We start from the raw sequence: 22,573 nt of genomic DNA, 5'->3' as shown, positions 1-22,573 counted from the left end.
AATACGCAATATTTATTGATCATCGAATACAGAATAAGAAGGGTACGTATAGATCAAAAAACATGCGTATTTTTCAACGTAGTATCAACACAATTTTGATGAATAATCAGCATGATAATTTTTTATAAATTTAACTATATGAAATTTATATAGATAATTATTGGCATGTATTTTGACTATTTACTTAGTGCTTAACAAGTTTATTTCATAAAGTTTAATTTAATGGAGATTATAATGAGTAGAAAAATTCGATTAGGTGCGTTTCTTCCTGCAACAGGACAACATCTTGGCGCATGGCGACATCCCGAAGCTTCACCTGAAAGACATTTGGATATTGACTATTTAATTGAAATTGCACAAACCGCAGAACGAGGTTTGTTCGATGCTTATTTTCTAGCAGATTCCCCCGCCATTAATTTTGGTGGTTCGGCAGGGGTGGATCATGTTGGTGTTAGTAGTAAAGTCGCGGGTTTTGAGCCAGTCACATTATTCTCAGCCTTATCTGCTGTAACTAAACATATAGGTTTTATTGCCACAGCATCTACGACTTATGAAGAACCTTATTTACTCGCACGTAAATTTGCATCACTAGATCATATCAGTAAAGGGCGAGCTGGCTGGAATGTGGTTACTACAGCATCTGAAGCTGCGGCATATAATTTTGGTTATGAACAACAGATTCCACATACCGAGCGTTATGATCGTGCGCAGGAATATGTTGATCTAATTCAAAAGCTTTGGGATAGTTGGGAAGATGATGCCTTTGTTTATAACAAAGAAACCGGACAGTTTTACGATCCAGCAAAACTACATCAACCTAATCATAAAGGTAAATATTATGCAGTGAAAGGCGCATTAAATGTATCACGTCCACCCCAAGGTTATCCTGTTATTGTACAAGCGGGTTCATCTGAACCAGGTCGGGAATTAGCCGGGCGTTATGCAGAAGTCATTTTTACTGCCCATCAAGAACTGGCCAGTGCACAGGAGTTTTATCGTGATGTTAAAAGTCGCTTAGCCAAATATGGACGTACCCCTGATCAATTGCTTATTTTGCCTGGTGTATCTATTTTTGTAGGTAAAACAGAAGCTGAGGCGCAAGCAAAATATCAGCAATTGACACAACTGATTCGTCCCGAAGCAGGCCTTGCCTTGTTGAGTGGTCTGGCAGGTGGAATAGATTTTTCTGGATATGATTTAGATGCACCTTTCCCAGAAATTGAAACGGATGCCACAGTACGTAGTCGTCCTGCATTGATTGCTGATATTGCCAAGAAAAATAATTTTACTATTCGTCAACTATATGAATGGGTCGCAGGTGTTCGCGGACATTGGCAAATTATTGGTTCGGTAGAGCAGGTGGTGGATCAACTGCAAGAATGGTTTGAAAATGAGGCTGCTGATGGATTTAATATTTTGCCACCAAGTACACCTGCAGGTCTAAATGATTTTGTTGATTTGGTAGTGCCTGAGTTGCAACGCCGTGGTTTATTCCGTACAGAATACGAAGGCAATACTTTACGGGAAAATTTGGGCCTAGCTCGTCCAGAAAACCAGTATGTATTACAGCAACAACAGACGAAAGTATCTTGATACTGAAGCTTTGTTCGATTTATCTGGAGCACTGATTTTTATGAATGATAAAAAAATTAGTGCTCTGTCATGGTCAGTCGTGAGGTTATCAAGCACAAATTTTAGGATAACAATGAACCCTATAATTTTACCAAATTGCAAGGCCATATTTTTAGGTTTTTTTAAGCTCGGATTACTGGGATTTGGTGGTGTTTTACCTTTGGCACGCTATATGATTGTTGAAGAAAAGAAATGGATTAGTGCAGATGAATTTACCAATTTATTGGGTATTTGTCAGATTCTACCTGGTGGAAATATTATTAATATGTCGCTTGCGATTGGTCTGCAATTTCAAGGTATTAAAGGGGCCATCAGCGCTATCATCGGCTTATTTTTTGCACCGACAGTTATCGTGGTGCTAATTTATCAATTTTATCTACAGTTTCAAAATATTATATGGGTACAGCATTTTATTCTAGGGTTAGCAGCGTCTGCTGCAGGCTTGTTGATAGCAACTGGTCTAAAAATGCTTAAACCAATAATAAGGAATAATCTAACAATAATTACGCTTGCACTTACTTTTATTTTGATTGTAGGCGGCAAGTTGCCATTGCTCGTTACTTTGTTACTGCTACTGACAGTAAATCTATGCATAATCAGGATGAAAAAGAATCAATATGGTATTGATTAGTTTAGCAATAATCTTTATCCAATTATCATTGCTGGCTTTTGGTGGGGGCAATGCGATTTTACCTGAAATGAAGCATCAGGTAGTGGATCTACAACATTGGCTGACTGCACAGCAGTTTGCTGTTATGTTTGCCATGTCACAAGCTGCACCAGGTCCAAATATGATGATTGTGCCATTAATTGGTTGGTATGTTGCAGGATTGCCAGGTTTATTGGTGGCAACATTTGCCAAGTTAATTCCTTCATCCTTGATTATGATTTTTTCTATGCAATCTTTGGGAAAAATCAGGCGTCATCTTTTTTATCGTTATTTTGAAATGGCATTAAAACCGATTACTGTCAGTCTTATTCTGGTTAGTGGTTATTTGATTGCTGAAGCTGCGGCACAAAACCAGCGATTAATTGCAATTATTATACTTATCACGCTATTAAGTTATTTTAAAAATTTACATCCATTTTGGCTAATGTTATCAGGTTCAGGTCTGGCCATCTTATTGTTAAATTGAAATGTAGATAAATCTAAAATCATTAATTTTTTTAAAAGTAATTATTGCGTATTTTTACGCACATTAGTAGCAACATGTGAGCAAAGCAGCAGGGTTGTATCGAGATTTATATTTTATTTTATTGAAATATATGATTATTTATTTTGGCATGGAAGTTGATTGATTATTAGAACAATGATTGGTTTGCAATTATTCAACTGTTGTATGGTGAAGAAATGGTTGATTTAAACAAGATAAAATATTCTACAGATAAGGCTACATTTGACTTAAATGTTATTCATACCTTCTTAAAAAATAGCTATTGGAGTAAAAATATTCCTCAAGTTGTCGTTGAACAAGCTATTAAAAATTCGTTTTGTATCGCTGCATTTATTGATGAACAGCAGATAGGTTTTGCACGTTTAATTACGGATTATTCGACATTTGCCTATTTGGCAGATGTCTTTATTTTAGAAATGTATCAGCAACAAGGCATCGGCAGTGCCTTAATTCAGCATTTGATAAAAGAAGCTGAATCCATGAATTTAAGGCGAATCCTCTTGGCGACTCGGGATGCACATGATTTATATGCAAAATATGGTTTTACATCATTAAATCATCCACAGAATTTTATGGAAATTGTTCGACCAAATATTTATCTCGATGCAGGATGATTTTGCAAAAAAATTGCCATGAGAAATATTCTAGTTTTTATGGCAAAACATTGAACTATAACATATTTACTTGGAAACCGAAGGAATTCAATATGACAAAAATTCAACCATTATTACAGCAGCGTTATGGTAATGCTCAGGCATTACCTGATGTTTTACAAGATACAGATTTATCAAAGCTTGATAATCTAGTATTGACGACGTTGCTCTCGCATGCTTCATTACGGCATTTTAGTGACCGTGCAATCGGTGCCGAAATATTATCGGTATTAATTGCGGCAGCGCAATCAGCCTCTACTTCATCCAATTTACAGGCATGGAGTGTGATTGCGGTACAAGATCCAGCACATAAGGCAAAATTATCTGAACTTGCTGCCCATCAGGCATTTATCCGTGAAGCCCCTTTATTTTTAATCTGGACGATTGATCTACATCGTTCTACCGAAGTGATTGAATTGGCTCAGCCAAATGGTGGGGTGGAACAAGCTCTAGGTTTAGAATCTGTAGACAGCTTATTAATTGGTACAATCGATGCGGCATTGGCAGCACAAAATCTCACGGTTGCTGCACGCTCATTAGGGCTTGGTACCGTATATGTTGGCGCAATTCGTAATAATTTACAGGATATCACTGCATTATTAAAATTACCCCAAGGCGTTATCCCTGTATTTGGTTTGGCAGTAGGATATCCACAGGATCATTTGCCACAAGCAATCAAACCTCGTTTGCCACAACAGATCATTTTACATCATGAAGTTTATCAAAAAGAGAATACTCTGGATGAAACAGCATTAAGTCGTTATGAAGAAATACTTCACCAATTTCAGGGACAAGTTGGTCAAGTACAGGATCGTTGGCGTGATAAAGTGTTGCAGCGTCTTAGTGCTTTGAATGGTCGTGAACGGTTGGCGGAAGCATTTAATCAGCAAGGATTAAATGTTTTTACTGAAAAATAATAATCTGAAATAATATTATCTGTTGTTTTATGAATTTATAGATGAATATACTTATTTAGCGAAGTAATTAGACTACTTCGCTATTTTTATTGTTAATAAATAGTATTATGATAAAAATTTTAAAGTTTATAATTTATTGTTCTGAGTAATGTTAATTATTTGACAAAGTTGTATATATAGATTCTATAGACTGAATTTGTCAGTTGAATTCAAAGGTTGTTTTGAATCAATATAATTAAAGGAAATTTAAAATGAGTCAAATTGAATTAGTACATCCATCCAAATATGAGTATCAATACCTTCAGGTTAAACCCCTTACGGGACGTATAGGTGCTGAGATTTCTGGTATTAAATTAAGTGGTCAGTTAGAAGATCAGGTTGTTACGGAAATTAATCAGGCATTATTGCAATATAAGGTTGTATTTTTCCGGGAACAGCAACATTTAACGGATTTGGAACAGGAGGCTTTTGCTGGACTGTTGGGTACACCATTAAATCATCCAAGTGTGCCAATTAAAGATGAAACCAAACATACATTAGCAATAGATTCCCGTGGTGGTCGTGCATCTTCATGGCATACAGATATTACTTTTTTGCCGAATTATCCAAAATATACCATTTTAAGAAATGTTGTTGCACCTGATGTAGGTGGAGATACTGTATGGGCAAATACTACTGCTGCCTATGAGGATTTGACACCAGAACTAAAAACTTTGGCTGAAAGTTTGCGGGCTATTCATACCAATGTTTATGATTATGCAAGTCGTGTATCTTCTATAGAAGAGAAAGAAGGGCGTAAATTATTTACTACAGCTGTGGAGATTGAGACAGAACATCCATTGGTACGTGTTCATCCGGAAACAGGTGAAAAGACCTTGGTATTGGGACATTTCTTTAAAAGTTTTAGTGGGTTGAATAATGAAGACTCACGCTTATTATTTACTTTATTTCAGAATCATATTGTACGCTGGGAAAATATTGTACGCTGGCGCTGGGCAGTGGGTGATGTGGCGATCTGGGATAATCGTGCGACTCAGCACCGTGCGATTGATGATTATGGCGATGCTTTGCGAATTGCAACACGGGTAACTCTTGAGGGGGATATACCAGTAGGCGTTGATGGTCGATCAAGTCAAGTGATAAAAAATATTGTGAATCAGGATATTTCAGATTTACGTCGAGATGAAGGACGTATTTATAAAAAGGTTTCTTAAAAGCATGATCAAGTATAAAGTTTTCACTAGAAATAAAGGAAATATTGAATAAAGATAGTGAAAAATAATCGTTTATATTGCTCATCGGAAGACTTAATATCAAGTGAATATTAAGTCTTTTTGATTAGAGTAGATGTGGTTTTGATGGCGAATGATCAGATTAATTCCAAAGAGCGACTAAAACATATATTAAGTGAGGATGCTATTTTTACTGGCTTTAGTCATGAATCAAGACAATTAATATTACGATATGCTTCTTTTCGACGGTTTTTATCTGATCAGTTGATTCTTGATCATGATCAAATTATCAAAGATGTATATATCTTATTAAATGGTACATTACAGGTTGGGTGGCTACAAACCGATGGTCAGTTAAAAATTAATAATTATATTGCGAGTCATAGTGTTTTTAATCTGGTCGCTTTTTTGCAACAAAAACCACTGAATTATGATTATTTTGCCATTGGCTCAGTTGAGATTTCAGTTATTCCTGGGCAATTATTTTTACAACAACTAAGACAACAACCTGAAGCAATGTGGCATGTTATACAACTTCTTAGCCAACGTATGTATACTTTATTTGAACAATCACGTTATGTCCACACTGCAAATTTGATACAGCGTATCGCCTATCATTTAAATCGTTTAGCCATACAATACGGGGATTGTCAACACAATACTTGCTTAATTGGTATCCGTATTACACAACAGGAATTTGCAGAATTATTTGGTGTATCAAGGCAAACATTATATAAAAATTTACAATTCTTTTTAGAACAAAATATATTGGAATGGAGTTATAGTCAGATTCGTATTTTAGATATGGCTCAATTGCGGAAGATATGTGATCTGGATTGATTTTTATATTTAATAGTGTTTTTTTTAAATAATTTTTTATTAAAATCATATATTGTATTTTTATATAGTCTTTATTTTTTTAATTTTCTTTTGTTGCTAAATAAATTTACTTCTGCTTGATATAATGCATTATGCTTAATATAACGCATGGTGTTGTTTTATCAGCATATAACTTAATAATAAATTTAATAAAATCAATGGTATTGAGTTGGTATGGTTTTTGATTAATATAATTCGAATGAGTTAATTTTTAAACTTAAATGATGGGGTGAATTTATTTTATATCATAAAATTTTATAAGTATCTTTAATATTTTTATTGAGCTTATATTGATTTTTTGTGATGGAAGATAAGAGAATTCAAGCATGAAATTTTGGTTTTTTAATTAATTTTTAATAATATATTTTTATGAGTTTTTCAGGAGTTATTGTGAAACAAAATAATCTTGCAATATCTATTGCATTGGGTATGACATTATTATCATCTAGCAATATTGTATTTGCTGCTGATGAAGAAATATTAGCAAAATTACAAGCACAGATTGATGCCTTACAACAGCAGGTAAAAAATTTGCAACAGGGCAGTTTGTCTGAAGAGAATATTCAACAGGTAAGTGTACGGGAAGAAGGGGAGGTTATTGAAGAAGATAATAGTCGGGTGATCGCAACTAAAGCTGATGTTGAGGGTGTGCAAGCAGCACTGGAAAGTTATAAGTATGATCAGGATCGCTTGCGGGAGCGTAATACTGCGAAAACTACACGTGATACCACCTTGTTTGGTACAGTGCAGTTAAGAGCACAAAATGACAGTGTTCCGACCTCAGCAGGTAACAGTAATACTTATGAGACACGTAAGCTAAATTTTGAAGTCCCTTTAGCACAGTTCGGGGTACGAGGTAATCTATATCGGGACTATAAGGAAGGTAAAAATTTAACCTATCAACTGTCATTTGCTTATGCCAAACGTACAGGTAGTAATACCAGTGATGTAAATTTGCAGGATGCTTGGTTGCAGTATAGTTTTGCACCGACCAATGGTGGGCTGGAAGATCCCAAGTTAACATTGACTTTTGGTCAACAACAGATCCCATTCGGACAGGAAGCACAATCACCAGAAGATTTAAGACCAACGATTACACAATCCCGTGCGGTTGGACAATTAGGGTTGGCGACTCGACAAATTGGTCTAGTTTTACGTGGTGATCTTAAACCATATACCGATTATGCAGCGAATTACCGTGCACCTTTATTGGAATATGCTTTGGGTATTACCAATGGTAATGGTTGGAATAGGAATGATGATAATAATGCCAAAGATTATATTGGTCGATTGGCTTTTACCCTACCAGTTGATTATGCCAGTATTTTTCGTGAATTGAAGTTTGGCGCATCTTATAAAAAAGGTACAAATAATATTGCCGGCGGTACACCAGTCGGTTTGATTACGGATAAAGGTAAGAACGATGTGCTGGGTTTAGATATTTATTATAACCATGCCCCGTTTGGTGTGACCTATGAATATTATAAGGGCACACGAGATGCGCTAATTTCAGGTACAACCAATACTCAAGAAATAAAATCTGAAGGCCAAACAGCCACTCTATTTTATACCATTGGTGATCAGTTTTATAACAGTATCAAGGCTGCTGCCAAGTTTGATGACTTCTGGCCAAAATCTATTCAAACCTACTATCGATTTGACACTTTTGATCCGGATACCTCGGTAAATAAAGATGCTGGAGAAGTCGATATCCACTCTTTGGGTCTGAACTTATTCTTTGCGCAAACCACCAAATTTCAACTGGGTCTTAGTCGCTGGATTTATGCAAGCCCATATGTGAAAGATAACAATCAGGTACAAGCACAGTTCCAGTATGGATTTTAATTTATTAACTTTTATTTAGAGAGTCTAGTTATGAAACAATTAACACAACGTCTATTACTTGCAGCCAGTGTTGCGATTTCATTCATTCCTTTATCTACAGTTTTTGCCGCGGATAATCCCACTGTAATTCGTTTTGGTGTTCCAAGTGCTGGTGAAGGAGGGAGACCAAAAGCGGGTGGCAGTTTTAATGCAACTGCACATTTACGTGGCGTATTGGAAGAAGAGTTTAAAAAGGATGGCATCAAAGTCACGTGGACATTTTTTCCTGGTGCTGGTCCACAGCTGAATGAAGCTTTTTCCAATGGAAAAATTGATTTTGCATCACATGGTGACTTACCAGCGATTGTAGGACGTTCGACAGGGTTGAAACATAAAGTTATTTTTTCAGCAGGTCGATTTACCAGTGCCTATTTTGTTGTGCCAGCGGACTCAACCGCAAAAAATATTCGGGATTTGAAAGGCAAAACGATTTCTATTTTTAAAGGTACCAATGGTCAGCTGGCTTTGGGACGTTTATTGGAAAAACATGGTTTAAGTGAAAAAGATTTCCGTGTTATCAGTCAAGATACATTCTCTGTGCGGACTTCATTAGCAACGGGAGATATTGATGGAACGATCACCACACCTTGGTCATTAGAAGCACGTGGTGTGGCCAAACGTATTTATGATGGGCGTAACGATCGCACTACATATGGACCAAGTGTATTTTGGGTTAGTGAAGATTTTGAGAAAAAATATCCACATATTGTACAACGGGTTGTAGACACCTTTGTGAAACAAGCCTATTGGAGCACTCTGGAGGCAAATCGTGATAATCAATATCGGTTATGGGCGCAATCAGGGATTCCTTATTTAGATTATAAGCGTGAATGGGATGGTGTAAATCTAAAAGAAAAACTAAATCCTTCATTAGATCAATACTTTTATGCAGCTACAAAAAAATCGGTTCAACAGGCAAAAAGCTATCGGTTGATCCGTCGTGATGTGGATGTAGATAACTGGGTTGAACCAAAGTATTTGAAAGTTTCTTTACAGAAGTTGGGGCTGGAAAATTATTGGCCACAATTTGATGCAAATGCCAAACAAATTGCTGGTACAGGCACACAAACTAAGCCGACAAAAGCATGGTAAGTGGGCTTGAAAATAATCAGGGAAGATTTTTATCAAATTTTGTAAGTGAAGAAGTTACATCGCTGTTTTGCTGCTGGAAGATGATTTATGTCTAGGCTGATGTTGCCAAATTTTTCTGATAATACTCGTTTTATGTTGAGTTTTATCTTAGTTGCTTCAACTGCTGGTCTTGGAATAGGTACAGCTAAAGTTGCGACATCACTATTTGCCATTGAGTTAAATGCTTCAGAGTTTGAACTGGGATTAGTTGCAGCAGCCCAAACAATTGGCATTTTGTTTATGGGACTACCAACTGGGGCATTAATCAATCGTTTTGGTCCATTAATCCTATTTAGTACAGGGAGTTTGCTATCTGGACTATGGTATGCCTTAACTCCAATGTTGCATCAAGCATGGTTTCTCATCATATGCAGCACTTTAGTGAGTTTTTGTATGCCTTTACGTTTTGTGTCACTCAATACCGTATTCATGAGTCAGCTTTATCAGATTGGTGCAGCCAAAGCAGGCTGGTTTCGGGGCGCACATATGATTGGCTTTATGTTACTGGGCCCCATGCTGGCAGTGTGGTTGATACATGGTTTGGGTTTTGTGGGGGCTTTCTGGGCTTTGGCAACTTTGTTTATTGTGCCTGTTTTTATCGCGCCAATGATGTTTCGTAACTATAAGGTGGATCGGAAAACTGCTCCTCGTATTAGCTGGAAATCTTTGGTCGAACCGCTATCGCTGCTAAAACAGGAACGGGCTTTACGCTATGTTGCATTGATTGAGTTTGCCAGTAATGCAGCCATGAGTTATTTCACTTTTTTTATTGTGGTGATTGCGATTCAGCGTTATGACTTTCATCCAGCCGCAGCAGCAAGTTTAGTGACCTTGTATGGGCTGATATATATGACAGCATTGTTTAGTGCAGGGCTGTTATTAGCACAGTTAGGAGAAAAGCGCTTTTACCAGCTTGGTTTTATGGTGGTAGGGATAGGGCTATTTTGTTTGGCAGTACCTTTTACTGCCTACTGGTTGTGGTTGGGCGCACCGATTCTTGGACTAGGGCTAGGCATTGTTAATGTCGTAAATTTATCGGCATTTGCACATATTGGTCAGCGTGTAGGAATGGCAAATGTATCAGCCTTGTCCTCATTCTCTGGTCCGGTGGGAAGTTTATTAGGCAGTATCTTGGGTGGCTTGTTCGGGCATATTTGGGGATTACAAATACTGTTTTTTCCATTAGTAATTTTATTTTTAGCTTTGATTGTGTTGGTACAGGTTAAGTATCCATTTATACAAAACAGCCGTCCTCAAACTAGTGATTCAGAAATTGATATTTTAACGAATGTGGAAGGGCAATGAAATGAGTATTGCAAATGAACAAAAAATTAGCCAGATCACTGAACGGAACCAGTTTCGTTTCCTCCCAGGATTTGCACCGATAAAAAATAGTTTTATCTATCTGGGACGTTCTAGTCTGAGGATTTTTTTAGGTGTTTTGGTGCCGATCGCATTGCTGGCGTTTTGGTATTACGTTTATCAAAAACAATGGATACCAGAACAGATTTTACCTAGTCCTGTTTTGGTTTGGGAAACTTTTTTGGAGTTACTGGAAACAGGTGAATTGACGGAAAATTTGCTGATTAGTCTTGAAAGAATAGGCTGGAGTGTATTATTTGGAGGCAGTGTTGGGCTGTTGATCGGTTTCGTAATAGGTTTATCTCGTAAAGCTTATGCTTATTTATATCCAACGTTTAATTTAATTGCCCAATTTCCCGTTATTGGCTGGATTCCGTTGTTGTTAATTTTTCTAGGTATTGGTGAAAGTTTAAAAATTGTCGCGATTTCACTTGCTGTCGTTGTTCCTGTGATGGTGGCGACTTATAAAAGTGTTGCGAATGTCTCTGAAAAATTAATTGAAGTGTCAAAAGTTTATGAGTTTAGTCAATGGCAAACTCTGCAAAGAGTGATTATTCCTGCTGGATTGCCCAATATTGTCAGTGGCTTACGTCAAGGCGTCATGCAAGCGTGGCTAGCATTGGTTTTTGTTGAATTATTAGCAAGTAGTGAAGGCATTGGCTATTTGATTGTATGGGGACGTCAATTGTCGCAACCCGATATTATCTATATGTCGATTATTGTGATTGGGGTAATTGGTTATTTGCTGGATAGCATTTTACAACTGATTGAAAAACGTTTTAACCATTGGCAAAACCACGCATTCTAGGAGGTGATTCATGGCATTTATTCATCGAATTCAATCAGTGAATTGGCAACAAATCAATTGGCGTGGTTGGGTGATTCCATTGTTGTTTATTCTGTTATGGAATATCGCTTCTTGGCAGAATTGGGTCAATCCGAAGCTGATTCCTGCACCAGTTGATGTGCTGATTACAGCATGGCAGCATGTTCTACAACTAGAATTTTGGCAAAGCATTGCAGCAAGTTTATGGCGTGATTTAAGTGGATTTGCCATTGGGAGTTTCTTTGGTATTGCCTTTGGTATTTTGGTTGGTTCATCCAAAATAGCCAACTATCTGTTTTCTCCAAGTTTTAATGTATTGCGGCAAGTGTCTTTATTTGCCTGGTTACCATTGATTACTACCTTTTTGGACTATGGTAATAGTGCCAAGATTTTGTTTATCAGTTTATCCGTCTTTTATCCTGTTGCACTACATACGATTGATGGGGTACGGGGTATTTCTGCCAAACAATATGAAGTGGCACAGGTGTATGCCTTTAGTCGTTGGCAGTTACTGCGACAGTTAATTCTACCGGCTGCTGCACCACAGATTTTTGTAGGATTACAGTTGGGGTTGATCTTTGCTTGGCTTGCGACCATCGGTTCGGAGTTCTTATTAGCTAGTTACGGTGTTGGCTTAGGGAATCTGGTGATTCAAGGACGTGCTGCACTGGATGTGGGTTTGATTGTATTTGGTCTGATCGTCATTGGTGTGATTGGTATTTTATTAAATACGCTTGCTAATCAGTTAGAACGTCGCTGGCTACACTGGCGCAATCAATGAGGGAAAAACTAATGCAAATCCGGAAAGTTTCTCCTCAATTGTGGATCGTTATTTGGCTGCTCGGATTGAGTGCATTTCTCGTGGGTTGTCAGCAATCAAATGAATCGACAAAAGGCAAAATCACCGAGTTACGTTATCAGGGTACGCCAGGTGCAGTGGGTTTACCCGAGCTTGCTGAGGATCTTGGTTACTTAGGTGAGCTTAAACTGAATTATGTTGGTAGTAGTCAGGGTGGTCCGGAAAATATGCAGGCTCTGATGAGTAAGGATGTTGATTTTGCCAGTGCATTTAATGGTGCGATTGTGAAGCTGACCCATGCGACACGTAATAGTCCCAATAGTATTGTCGCAGTTGTTGGTTCTTATGGTAGTGATAAACATACATGGGCATGTTATTGCGTTTTGGAAGATAGTGCTATCCAAACAGCACGGGATTTGATTGGTAAAAAAATTGCGGGAAATACTTTAGGTGCACATTTTGAATTTATTATACGGGAATGGTTGGCACAGCAAGGTTTAACCCAGAATGAAATCAAGCAAGTGCAACTGGTGGTATTACCTCCTGTGAGTACGGAACAGGCCTTACGTCAAGGTCAGATTCATGCAGCCTCCATGTCAACGATTTTAAGGGATAAAGCTTTTGCCCGAGGCGGTATTCGTAAATTATTTGCCGATACTGATTTATATGGTGAGTTCACTGCCGGGACATATGTATTCACCCGCCAGTTTACCCAACAACATCCTGATGTGGTAAAGCAGTTTGTTTCTGGTGTGGGCCGGGCCTTAGAGTGGAGTCGGAACAATCCACCTGAAGTGGTGCGCGAACGATTAACACACATTATTCACAAGCGAGGTCGTAATGAAAATGATCAACTTATTCAATACTGGAATAGTTATGGCGTAATAGAAACAGGTGGCTATGTTACAGCGCAGCAATTTCAGCCATGGATTGATTTTATGGTGAAAAATGGTGAATTAAAAGCCAATGAAATTACACCTGAAGATATTTTTAGCAACGAATTTAATCCTTTTACACCCCAAAATGCACAAATGACAGCTGAGGCGAAGACGGTGGCTTATACCGAATCTGGTATACCTATGGAGGATAAGCCATGAGTATGTATCCGTTTCAAGATAAATATTTTAAACGTCAGTCAAAGATATTATTGATCGGTCTTTTGACAGGCATATTTATATTAACGGGCTGTGATCGCAAGACTGCAACAGATAAAACTGCATTGGGGAATAATGATAAATCCTTTGTTCTTCGTTATCAGGATTATCCTGGACGGGTCAGCTTACCCGAATTGGCGGAGGATTTAGGGTTCCTGGGCAGTATTAGGCTAGATTACAAAGGCAGTATTCAGGGTGGACCTGAAAATATGCAGGCTATGATCAGCGGCGATGTTGATTATTCCAGTGCATTTAATGGTGCCATTGTCAAACTAGCACTTGCGACAAGAAATAGTCCAAACAGTATTGTTGCCGTAGTGGGATCAAATGGTAGTGATAAGCAGACCTTTTGGTGTTATTGCGTTTTGGAGGACAGTCCGATCAGAACAGCACGGGATTTGATTGGTAAAAAGGTTGCAGGTAATACGTTAGGAGCACATGTTGAATTTATTCTACGAGAATGGTTGCAACAAAATGGGCTGAGTCGGGAAGAAGCAAAGCAGGTACAACTCATTGCATTACCACCTGTTGCCACTGAACAAGCATTACGACAAGGGCAAATTCAGGTTGCAGCAATGAACGATATTATCCGTGATAAAGCATTTGAACGTGGTGGGTTGCGTCAGTTATTTGCCGATATTGATTTATATGGCGAGTTTACTTCGGCAGATTATGTGTTTACCCGCCGTTTTACTCAGCAACATCCAGAGGTCGTCCGTCAATTTGTCAGAGGTGTCGCACAAGCTTTGCAATGGAGTCGGGAGCAGCCAAGAGAAGTTGTACAACAGCGCATGCGTAGCATTATTGCCAAGCGTAAACGAAATGAAAATGATGCATTGGTTCAATACTGGAAAAGTTATGGTGTGGTGGAGGCCAATGCTTCCATTACGCCAAGCCAGTATCAGCCATGGATTGACTTTATGGTTAAGCAGGGTGAGCTAAAACTCAATGAAATCACCCCGGAAGATATTTTTAGTAATGAATTTAATCCTTTTGTGAATGATAGCTCGCATGCTACATCGACAATAAAGGAAGGAGTAACACAATGAGCAGTAATTTAAGTATTCAACAGATATACAAAACTTTTCCCGCAAAGAAAGTAAAAGGAACAATAGCTTCCGACTTTATTGCTGTGGAAAACATTTCATTAGAGGTCAAGGCTGGAGAGTTTTTGGTGATTGTCGGGCCGAGTGGTTGTGGAAAATCAACTTTGCTGGATTTATTGGCTGGTTTGACCACACCAAGTGGAGGTGAAATCAAAATTGATGGTAGAGCGATTACTGGGCCGGGCTTGGATCGAGGTATTGTGTTTCAACAATACGCTTTATTCCCTTGGTTGACAGCATTGCAAAATATTGAATTTGGTTTGGAAGCAAAAGGTATAGCCAAAGAAGAACGTCAGAAAACGGCACAGTATTTCCTGCAATTGGTGGGTTTGACCGATTTTAAAGATCATTATCCAAGTGAGCTTTCGGGAGGCATGAAACAGCGTGTGGCGATTGCTAGAAGTTTAGCTTATAACCCAGATGTATTATTAATGGATGAACCATTTGCTGCACTGGATGCACAAACACGGGAAACACTGCAAGGTGAACTATTAAGGATTTGGCAACAGACTGGGAAAACGGTTGTCTTTATTACACACAGCATTGATGAAGCAATTTACTTAGGTCAGCGTATAGCTGTAATGACTTCAAAACCTGGTCGCATTGAGACCATTATTGATGTTCCTGAGGCATTACGCAGTAATCAGGAAGATGTTCGTTCTACACTGGAATTTGGTCAGCTGCGTCATCGTATCTGGAGTTTATTACGGGAAGAAGTGATTAAGGCACAAGATCTGGAAAATCGTATTCAGCTTAGTGCTTCCTAATTTTAATAAGATAAATTTATTCAGGAGTTATGCTCATGACAAGCTCAAAACAAGACATAATATCTACTGAACAGGCGCTTAGATCTGATGTTATTCGGGCTGCCACTTTTAAAGCCAGCAGCTATGACTGGACTTGGTTGCAAAATGGTTTCAGACGCAGTATAGCAATTGTCCTTTTTTTCCTTTTATGGGAGTTATTGCCACGTTTAGGTGTGGTTGATGAAGCCTTTTTACCACCGTTTAGTAAGGTGTTAATTGCAGGTTATCAGTTAATTGCAAATGGACAATTTTTTGTGCATTTACAGGCCAGTCTGGTGCGCTCATTAAGTGGTTTTGTCATTGCTTTGGCAACTGCAATCCCATTGGGCTTTGCGATTGGCTGGTATCGTGGATTTTCTGATTATTTGAATCCTTTACTGGAATTATTACGAAATACCAGTGCTTTGGCGGTATTGCCAGTATTTATGCTGTTTTTGGGGATTGGAGAATCATCGAAAATCGCATTGATTATTTTTGCCTGTGTTTGGCCGATTTTATTAAATACTATTTCTGCGGTGCGTAATGTGGATCCATTACTGATTAAATCGGCTCGGACACTGGGACTGAGTGATGCTAAATTGTTTCGTAAAGTGATTTTACCTGCGGCTGTACCGACGATTTTTGTAGGAATACGTTTGGCCGGAACCTCCTGTATTTTGGTTTTGGTGGCAGCTGAAATGATTGGTGCAAAAGCAGGTCTAGGATATTTAATTATTTATTCGCAATATAACTTTCAGATACCGGAAATGTTTGTTGGTATTATTAGTATTACTGCATTTGGTTTTGCATTTAATTATCTTTTATTGGCTGTGGAAAAACATTTTACCGCATGGAATAGAGCAGCAGGGTGAATCTAATGCATATCAGAATAAAGAAAAATCATTTTAATATACTGCTTTATTTATTTCTGGGCAGTATGGTACTGATATTAAACGGATGCAATAAAAGCATAGAAACAACCTCTGCAACGGGTGAAGTAAATGTTCTGGGTGAAGAATTAGAAACTTTGAATTTTAATTATCTGGGTTCACCTGGAACAGTCACACCATTGGAACTTGCCGAAGATTTGGGTTATCTGGCACCGGTCAAATTAAATTATGTTGGGATTGCTACCGGAGGACCACAAGGTTTACAAGCAGCATTGTCAGGGGATGTAGATATTAGCAGTACCTCATTTGTTGGTTCTATTGTGAATATTGTTGCCAGTAATGCACCAGTCGTTGCAGTGGTTGCAGGTTATGGTTCACCGCCTGACGATAACAAAGGTTATTATGTGCTGGAAGGCAGTCCGATTAAACAACAACGTGACTTAATCGGTAAAAAAGTTGCGGTCAATATTTTAGGGGCACAAGCTGAATTTATATTAAAAGAATGGCTGAAACGAGGTGGGCTAACTGCAAATGAAATTAATCAGGTGACGATGGTGGTTGTTCCGCCAGGCAGTGGTGAACAGGCATTACGACAAGGCCATGTTGATGTTGCAGCATTGACGGGACCAGCCATAGATCGGGGTGGAGTGCGAATATTGTATCGTGATTGGCAAATGTTTGGTGATAAAACTCTGGGTGCTTATGCTATGTCTAAGCGTTATCTGGAGAAAAATCCTCATACTGCGCAGCAAGTGGTTACTGGTATTGGTCGGGCTTTGGATTGGGCGAATGAGCGTAGTCGTGAAGAAGTGATTGCACGTTTTGAAGCAATTGTGGCAAAACGCCAGCGACCAGAAAATACCGATGCTTTGCGATATTGGTATGGCTGGGGTGTCGCCAATGGTGGCAAGCTCAAAGATGAAGATTTTCAAATCTGGATTGATTGGCTGGTTAATGATGGACAACTAAAAGCAGGGCAAGTAAAAGCCAGTCAGATATATCAAAATGATTATAATTTTGCTGATACGATTAAAAGTACTGATTAATCCTTTGGATAAAAGCATTTGCTTTAATAATGAATAACTAATATGGATTAATGATTTTTATCATGATTAAAATTAATGCATTATCACTAATTGAGATTTAATATTAGGATAAAGTTATGTCTATTTTAATTCATCCCGATTCACGTCGACTGATTAAATCTGAACGTGCCACAGCAATGGTATATGAAGATAAAAAGTCCCGTGCATTATTAGCAAGAATTGAACAAATTGCTTCTAGTGAAGCAAGTGTTTTAATTATTGGTGATACAGGGACGGGCAAGGAGTTGGTGGCTAGACATGTACATATGTTAAGTCAAAGAAAAGATGGGCCTTTTGTTGCTGTCAACTGTGGTGCTTTCACGGAATCATTGGCCGAAAGTGAATTATTTGGTCATGAGAAAGGTGCCTTTACAGGTGCTTTGTATCATAAAATGGGCTGGTTTGAAGCTGCCAATAATGGCACTTTATTTTTAGATGAAATCGGTGATTTATCTTTAAGCTTACAGGTCAAGTTATTACGCGTGTTACAAGAACGGGAGATTTATCGTGTCGGTTCATTAAAACCGATTAAGCTCAATGTCCGTGTTATTGCCGCAACCAATGTGCAATTAGATGAAGCAGTACAAGCAGGTAAATTTCGGGAAGATTTATTTTATCGGTTAAATGTGGTGAGATTAAAAATCTTACCTTTGGCTGATCGTCCAGATGATATCTTGCCGTTGGCGAATCATTTTGTCACCGAATACAGTCGTAGATTAGGTTATATCCGTCCAAAATTTAGTCCGGAAGCAGAAAGAAAATTATTAGGTTATGCCTATCCGGGTAATATTCGTGAACTGGAAAATGCTATCCATCATGCATTACTTGTCTGCAAGAATAATGAAATACAACCGACAGATTTTTGTTTTGCTACATTGGCACGGCAAGCCAGTCACCCTTCGTATCGTAATTCAGAAAGTACTTTAGATCATATGCGACCAACTGGTCTCTCATTTGAAAATGCTGAAAATCTTTTACCTAAGCAGATGTTACAACAGTCATTATTAAAAATCTTTGAGTCAGGTTCTGCATTATCACATGAAACCATAGATCGATTAATTGAAGAAACCACAATCCGAGTGGCTTATGAATATTGTCATCGTAACCAAATGCAGACAGCAAAGTTACTGGGTGTTAGTCGTAATGTGGTGAGAAATAGATTATTAAAATTTGGTATTATTGGAGAAGAAATCTCTTCTGTTATTGATATCAATGCATTTTAAATCTTGATTAGGCAATTACCATAGTGACATAAAAAGTAAAAAATTATTTTGATATACATCTATTAAAATTATTAATGCATATAAAATCAGAATAAGTGAATTAAAAAAGAAGCTAAAATGTATGTCTTGTTGGGCATACACTTTACTTTATCTTGAGATATTTTTTATTTTATGTCTACTGATAAAGCCTTTCGACATTGCTTGGTCTTTATACAGGAACGTATGTTCACAGCAGATTAGTGCTTTTTGTCTATTTTGTCCAAAGTCCAACATATGATTCCGCAATAGAGAAAATAAAAAATTGAGTGTTGTTCCAGCAACAGCTCATCAACACATCAGTGTAAATTAGTCCGATAAAGCACATTAATAAAAATATTAAACATATGAAAATTAATGAAAAATATTGTGGCACGATTTTGGCGTATATAAAAAAATATCAGCACATTGCTCTGTCATTTATATTGAAAAATTAGGTTATGTATTATGAGTTCAGTATCTTCAATTCGCCCTTTACGCTTGGTTGCCGTCTCTGGCGCAACAAGTTCACCTTCCAAAACCGAAGCCTTAATTGATGCGATCGTGGCACAGTTACAACGGCAAATTAATCTTGACGTTGAGTATGTCAAGCTGAGTCAGATTGGTCATTTACTGCATGGTGCGGCACGACGTGATTTGCTTGCGCCAGAAATCCAACAGGCACTGGATCATATTGAAAGTGCAGATGCCTTAATTGTTGCCAGTCCGGTTTATCGCGCGTCATATACAGGATTATTTAAACATTTATTTGATTTTATTGATCAATTTGCATTGGTGGATAAACCAGTCTTGTTGGCAGCAACTGGCGGCAGTGAGCGTCATGCACTGGTGCTGGAACATCAATTCCGTCCGTTATTTAGCTTTTTCCAAGCCCATACCTTGCCGATTGGGGTGTTTGCCACAGATCCAGATTTTGCAAACTACCAAGTGGCAAATCCTGTATTGCTTGAACGTATTCAGTTGGCGGTAACACGTGCGCTTCCCCAGTTTTTATTTGCCAGTCAGGTCAATGTTTCTGCTGAACAGCTTGATAAGGCCTCATCACCATTGAAATTACATCAATTATTGGCCACGCAATTACCGACCACATTGTTGGGTTCTATCAAACCCCAAATTCAGAAGCTGGAAGCATCAGCCAGTTAAACAGTGATTCATTGATCAACCAACAAAAATCAATTTTTTAACATTATACAATTTCAGGAGTTTTAATATGACAACAGTAAATAAAGAGAGTTCACCAGCAGATATTCGTTTTGCTTATTGGGTACCGAATGTAAGTGGTGGTTTGGTGGTCAGTAATATCGAACAACGCACCGATTGGAGCATTGATTATAACCGTCGTTTGGCACAGACCGCCGAGCGTAATGGTTTTGATTATGCGCTATCGCAAATTCGCTTTACCGCAGGGTATGGTGCGGAATATCAGCATGAATCGGTATCTTTCAGTCATGCCATTTTGGCTGCAACAGATAAATTAAAAGTGATTGCTGCAATTTTACCTGGACCCTGGAAACCTGCATTGGCAGCAAAGCAATTGGCGACTATTGATCAACTGACCAATGGGCGGATTGCAGTCAATATTGTCAGTGGCTGGTTTAAAGGTGAATTTGATGCGATCGGTGAGCAATGGCCAGAACATGATGAACGTTATGTCCGTTCTGAAGAATTTATTCGCAGCTTAAAGGGCATCTGGACACAGGATAATTTTTCATTTGATGGTAAATATTATCAATTTAAAGACTACACTTTAAAGCCAAAACCATTACAACAACATCCAGAAATTTTTCAGGGCGGTAGTTCCCGTGCGGCACGTGATATGGCTGCTCGTGTTTCCGATTGGTATTTTACCAATGGCAATAGTGTTGAAGGAATCAAGGCTCAAGTCGATGATATTCGAGAAAAAGCCAAAGCCAATAATCATCATGTCAAGATTGGCGTAAATGCGTTTATTATCGCCCGTGATACCGAGGAAGAAGCACAGGCTGTGTTGCAGGAAATTATTGCCAAAGCTAATCCAGAAGCGGTTAATGCCTTTGGTGATGCCACCCGTGAAGCAGGTGCAGCAAGTCCAGAGGGGGAAGGGAACTGGGCAAAATCAACCTTTGATGATTTGGTGCAATATAACGATGGCTTTAAAACCAATCTGATTGGAACGCCACAACAAGTTGCCGAAAGAATCGTGGCATTAAAAGCCGTGGGTGTGGATCTGGTACTGGCTGCCTTTTTACATTTTATTGAAGAAGTCGAATACTTTGGTGAAAAAGTCTTACCTTTGGTGCGTGAACTTGAAGCACAACAAAAAGCACAGCTTGAAGAAGCGGTTTAATTAAAGAATGAGGATAATAAAATGACAAGCTTACACGATATTCCAGCGATTGCGTATAGTGCAGACTATAAAGCACTCGCACAAAAATACCGTCCGATCTTTGATCAAATTGCTGCGGGCGCTTTGCAACGGGAAAAAGAAAGAATTTTACCTTTTGAACCGATTCAGTGGCTTAAACAAGCAGGCTTTGGTGCGGTTCGTATTCCTGTTGAACAGGGTGGTGATGGTGCTTCGATTCCCCAACTTTTTCAGCTATTAATTGAGCTTTCCAAAGCAGATTCAAATGTCACGCAAGCCCTACGTGGACATTTCGCTTTTGTTGAGGATCGCTTGAATGCACAGCGAGATGCCGATCAAAGCCACTGGTTTAAACGCTTTGTTGCTGGTGAAATTGTCGGTAATGCCTGGACAGAAATTGGCAATGTCAAAATCGGCGATGTGATTACCAAAGTCACCAAACAGGGTGAGCAATGGATTGTAAATGGTAAAAAATATTACACCACTGGTAGTATCTTTGCCGACTGGTTTGACCTGTTTGCCCAGATTGAAGAAACAGGTGAGTCTGTGATTGCTGCGACCCGAACGCAGCAACAAGGCGTGACCATAGATGATGATTGGGATGGTTTTGGTCAACGCACCACAGGCAGCGGCACAGCGGTTTTAATCAATGCCGAGGTAGAAGAAGTGATTCCTTTTGATTCACGCTTTAAATATCAAACCGCCTTTTACCAACTGTTTCATTTATCGACATTAACAGGCATTGCCCAAGCCGCTGTGGCAGAGTTTACCCAGCAAGTACGGCAACGTACCCGTGTCTTTAGTCATGGCAATGGTGATCGGGTCGATCAGGATGTACAAGTGCTACAAGTGATTGGTAAAGCATCGGCACAAGCCTATGCAGCAGAAGCCATTACCATTCAGGCAGCTCAGGCTTCACAGCGGGCTTTTCAAGCACATTTTTCCCAAGATGAAGAGGCTGAAAAGCAAATCAATATTTTGGCAGAAATTGAATCTGCACAAGGACAGGTTGTGATTGCCGATCTGGTCTTGGATTTAACCAGTAAATTGTTCAATGTACTTGGTGCTTCGGCAGCAAGTCGTGATAAAGCATTGGATCGCTTCTGGCGCAATGCACGTACTGTATCTTCCCATAATCCTCTTATTTATAAAGAGAAAAGTATTGGCGACTGGGAAGTGAATGGTACAGAGCCAATTTATGCATGGCAGATTGGTGGTGGTAGTAAAGAGAACGGTTAGTCTTGTTTTAAAATAAAACGCTTATCGGCAGATGAGCGTTTTATTTTTGTAGAAATTGTAATAAAATATTTAAGAGAGATATTATTTTTTCATAAGTTATTAATTGTATTGTGAATTTTTATTTTGCATTAGAGATTTTATGTTAAATAAGTTAATATTTTTATTCTTTAGCTTTTTAAACTATTGTTAGCATATTTCAACTTCCAAAGAAATTTATGATC

At 38.5% G+C, this 22,573-nt stretch carries 21 protein-coding genes; all 21 read left to right on the top strand.

Annotated features, from left to right (window positions below):
- Positions 1 to 234: 234 nt before the first annotated feature.
- Positions 235 to 1,593: an LLM class flavin-dependent oxidoreductase gene (locus tag CAP51_RS12010; protein ID WP_087621003.1), complete on the top strand. Its 1,359-nt coding sequence runs from the start codon at positions 235 to 237 to the stop codon at positions 1,591 to 1,593.
- A 112-nt stretch (positions 1,594 to 1,705) separates the two neighbouring features.
- On the top strand, positions 1,706 to 2,263 hold the full coding sequence (locus CAP51_RS12005; RefSeq protein WP_087621151.1) for a chromate transporter: 558 nt from the start codon (positions 1,706 to 1,708) through the stop codon (positions 2,261 to 2,263).
- On the top strand, positions 2,250 to 2,768 hold the full coding sequence (locus CAP51_RS12000) for a chromate transporter (RefSeq protein WP_087621002.1): 519 nt from the start codon (positions 2,250 to 2,252) through the stop codon (positions 2,766 to 2,768). Before CAP51_RS12005 ends, CAP51_RS12000 begins: the two co-directional genes overlap by 14 nt.
- A gap of 215 nt (positions 2,769 to 2,983) precedes the next feature.
- Positions 2,984 to 3,421 (top strand): GNAT family N-acetyltransferase, encoded by a 438-nt coding sequence (locus CAP51_RS11995; RefSeq protein WP_087621001.1) that lies wholly within the window; start codon positions 2,984 to 2,986, stop codon positions 3,419 to 3,421.
- Between the two features lie 92 nt (positions 3,422 to 3,513).
- A complete protein-coding gene (locus tag CAP51_RS11990; RefSeq protein ID WP_087621000.1) occupies positions 3,514 to 4,377 on the top strand; it encodes a nitroreductase family protein in 864 nt (287 codons plus the stop codon).
- 251 nt (positions 4,378 to 4,628) lie between these two features.
- On the top strand, positions 4,629 to 5,591 hold the full coding sequence (locus CAP51_RS11985; protein WP_087620999.1) for a TauD/TfdA dioxygenase family protein: 963 nt from the start codon (positions 4,629 to 4,631) through the stop codon (positions 5,589 to 5,591).
- Between the two features lie 144 nt (positions 5,592 to 5,735).
- Positions 5,736 to 6,449 (top strand): Crp/Fnr family transcriptional regulator, encoded by a 714-nt coding sequence (locus tag CAP51_RS11980; protein WP_087620998.1) that lies wholly within the window; start codon positions 5,736 to 5,738, stop codon positions 6,447 to 6,449.
- 408 nt (positions 6,450 to 6,857) lie between these two features.
- Positions 6,858 to 8,333 carry a porin family protein gene (locus CAP51_RS11975; protein ID WP_087620997.1) on the top strand — a complete coding sequence of 492 codons (1,476 nt, stop codon included), beginning with the start codon at positions 6,858 to 6,860 and terminating at the stop codon, positions 8,331 to 8,333.
- A 30-nt stretch (positions 8,334 to 8,363) separates the two neighbouring features.
- On the top strand, positions 8,364 to 9,464 hold the full coding sequence (locus CAP51_RS11970) for an ABC transporter substrate-binding protein (RefSeq protein ID WP_087620996.1): 1,101 nt from the start codon (positions 8,364 to 8,366) through the stop codon (positions 9,462 to 9,464).
- A gap of 87 nt (positions 9,465 to 9,551) precedes the next feature.
- Positions 9,552 to 10,808, top strand: coding sequence for an MFS transporter (locus CAP51_RS11965; protein ID WP_087620995.1), 1,257 nt, complete (start codon positions 9,552 to 9,554; stop codon positions 10,806 to 10,808).
- Position 10,809: 1 nt separating this feature from the next.
- Entirely contained in the window at positions 10,810 to 11,673 is an 864-nt protein-coding gene (locus tag CAP51_RS11960) for an ABC transporter permease (RefSeq protein WP_087620994.1), read from the top strand.
- A 10-nt stretch (positions 11,674 to 11,683) separates the two neighbouring features.
- On the top strand, positions 11,684 to 12,472 hold the full coding sequence (locus CAP51_RS11955; protein WP_087620993.1) for an ABC transporter permease: 789 nt from the start codon (positions 11,684 to 11,686) through the stop codon (positions 12,470 to 12,472).
- Positions 12,473 to 12,483: 11 nt separating this feature from the next.
- The gene (locus CAP51_RS11950) at positions 12,484 to 13,587 is read left to right on the top strand and encodes an ABC transporter substrate-binding protein (protein ID WP_245809149.1); all 1,104 of its coding nucleotides are present in this window, start codon (positions 12,484 to 12,486) and stop codon (positions 13,585 to 13,587) included.
- The gene (locus CAP51_RS11945; RefSeq protein WP_087620991.1) at positions 13,584 to 14,693 is read left to right on the top strand and encodes an ABC transporter substrate-binding protein; all 1,110 of its coding nucleotides are present in this window, start codon (positions 13,584 to 13,586) and stop codon (positions 14,691 to 14,693) included. Before CAP51_RS11950 ends, CAP51_RS11945 begins: the two co-directional genes overlap by 4 nt.
- Positions 14,690 to 15,517, top strand: coding sequence for an ABC transporter ATP-binding protein (locus CAP51_RS11940; RefSeq protein WP_087620990.1), 828 nt, complete (start codon positions 14,690 to 14,692; stop codon positions 15,515 to 15,517). The genes CAP51_RS11945 and CAP51_RS11940 overlap by 4 nt, the downstream gene beginning before the upstream one ends.
- 35 nt (positions 15,518 to 15,552) lie before the next feature.
- Positions 15,553 to 16,407 carry an ABC transporter permease gene (locus CAP51_RS11935; protein ID WP_087620989.1) on the top strand — a complete coding sequence of 285 codons (855 nt, stop codon included), beginning with the start codon at positions 15,553 to 15,555 and terminating at the stop codon, positions 16,405 to 16,407.
- Positions 16,408 to 16,412: 5 nt separating this feature from the next.
- Positions 16,413 to 17,471 carry an ABC transporter substrate-binding protein gene (locus tag CAP51_RS11930; protein ID WP_087620988.1) on the top strand — a complete coding sequence of 353 codons (1,059 nt, stop codon included), beginning with the start codon at positions 16,413 to 16,415 and terminating at the stop codon, positions 17,469 to 17,471.
- A 116-nt stretch (positions 17,472 to 17,587) separates the two neighbouring features.
- Positions 17,588 to 18,733, top strand: a complete 1,146-nt coding sequence (locus CAP51_RS11925; RefSeq protein WP_087620987.1) for a sigma-54 interaction domain-containing protein — start codon at positions 17,588 to 17,590, stop codon at positions 18,731 to 18,733.
- A 483-nt stretch (positions 18,734 to 19,216) separates the two neighbouring features.
- On the top strand, positions 19,217 to 19,912 hold the full coding sequence (gene msuE / locus CAP51_RS11920) for an FMN reductase (protein WP_087620986.1): 696 nt from the start codon (positions 19,217 to 19,219) through the stop codon (positions 19,910 to 19,912).
- A gap of 67 nt (positions 19,913 to 19,979) precedes the next feature.
- Positions 19,980 to 21,095, top strand: coding sequence for a dimethylsulfone monooxygenase SfnG (sfnG, locus tag CAP51_RS11915; protein ID WP_087620985.1), 1,116 nt, complete (start codon positions 19,980 to 19,982; stop codon positions 21,093 to 21,095).
- 21 nt (positions 21,096 to 21,116) lie between these two features.
- Positions 21,117 to 22,352 carry an acyl-CoA dehydrogenase family protein gene (locus CAP51_RS11910; protein WP_087620984.1) on the top strand — a complete coding sequence of 412 codons (1,236 nt, stop codon included), beginning with the start codon at positions 21,117 to 21,119 and terminating at the stop codon, positions 22,350 to 22,352.
- The last annotated feature ends 221 nt before the right edge of the window (positions 22,353 to 22,573 follow it).

The sequence above is a fragment of the Acinetobacter populi genome (assembly GCF_002174125.1).
GTDB lineage: Bacteria > Pseudomonadota > Gammaproteobacteria > Pseudomonadales > Moraxellaceae > Acinetobacter > Acinetobacter populi.
This window is presented reverse-complemented; position numbering and strand designations above follow the sequence as displayed.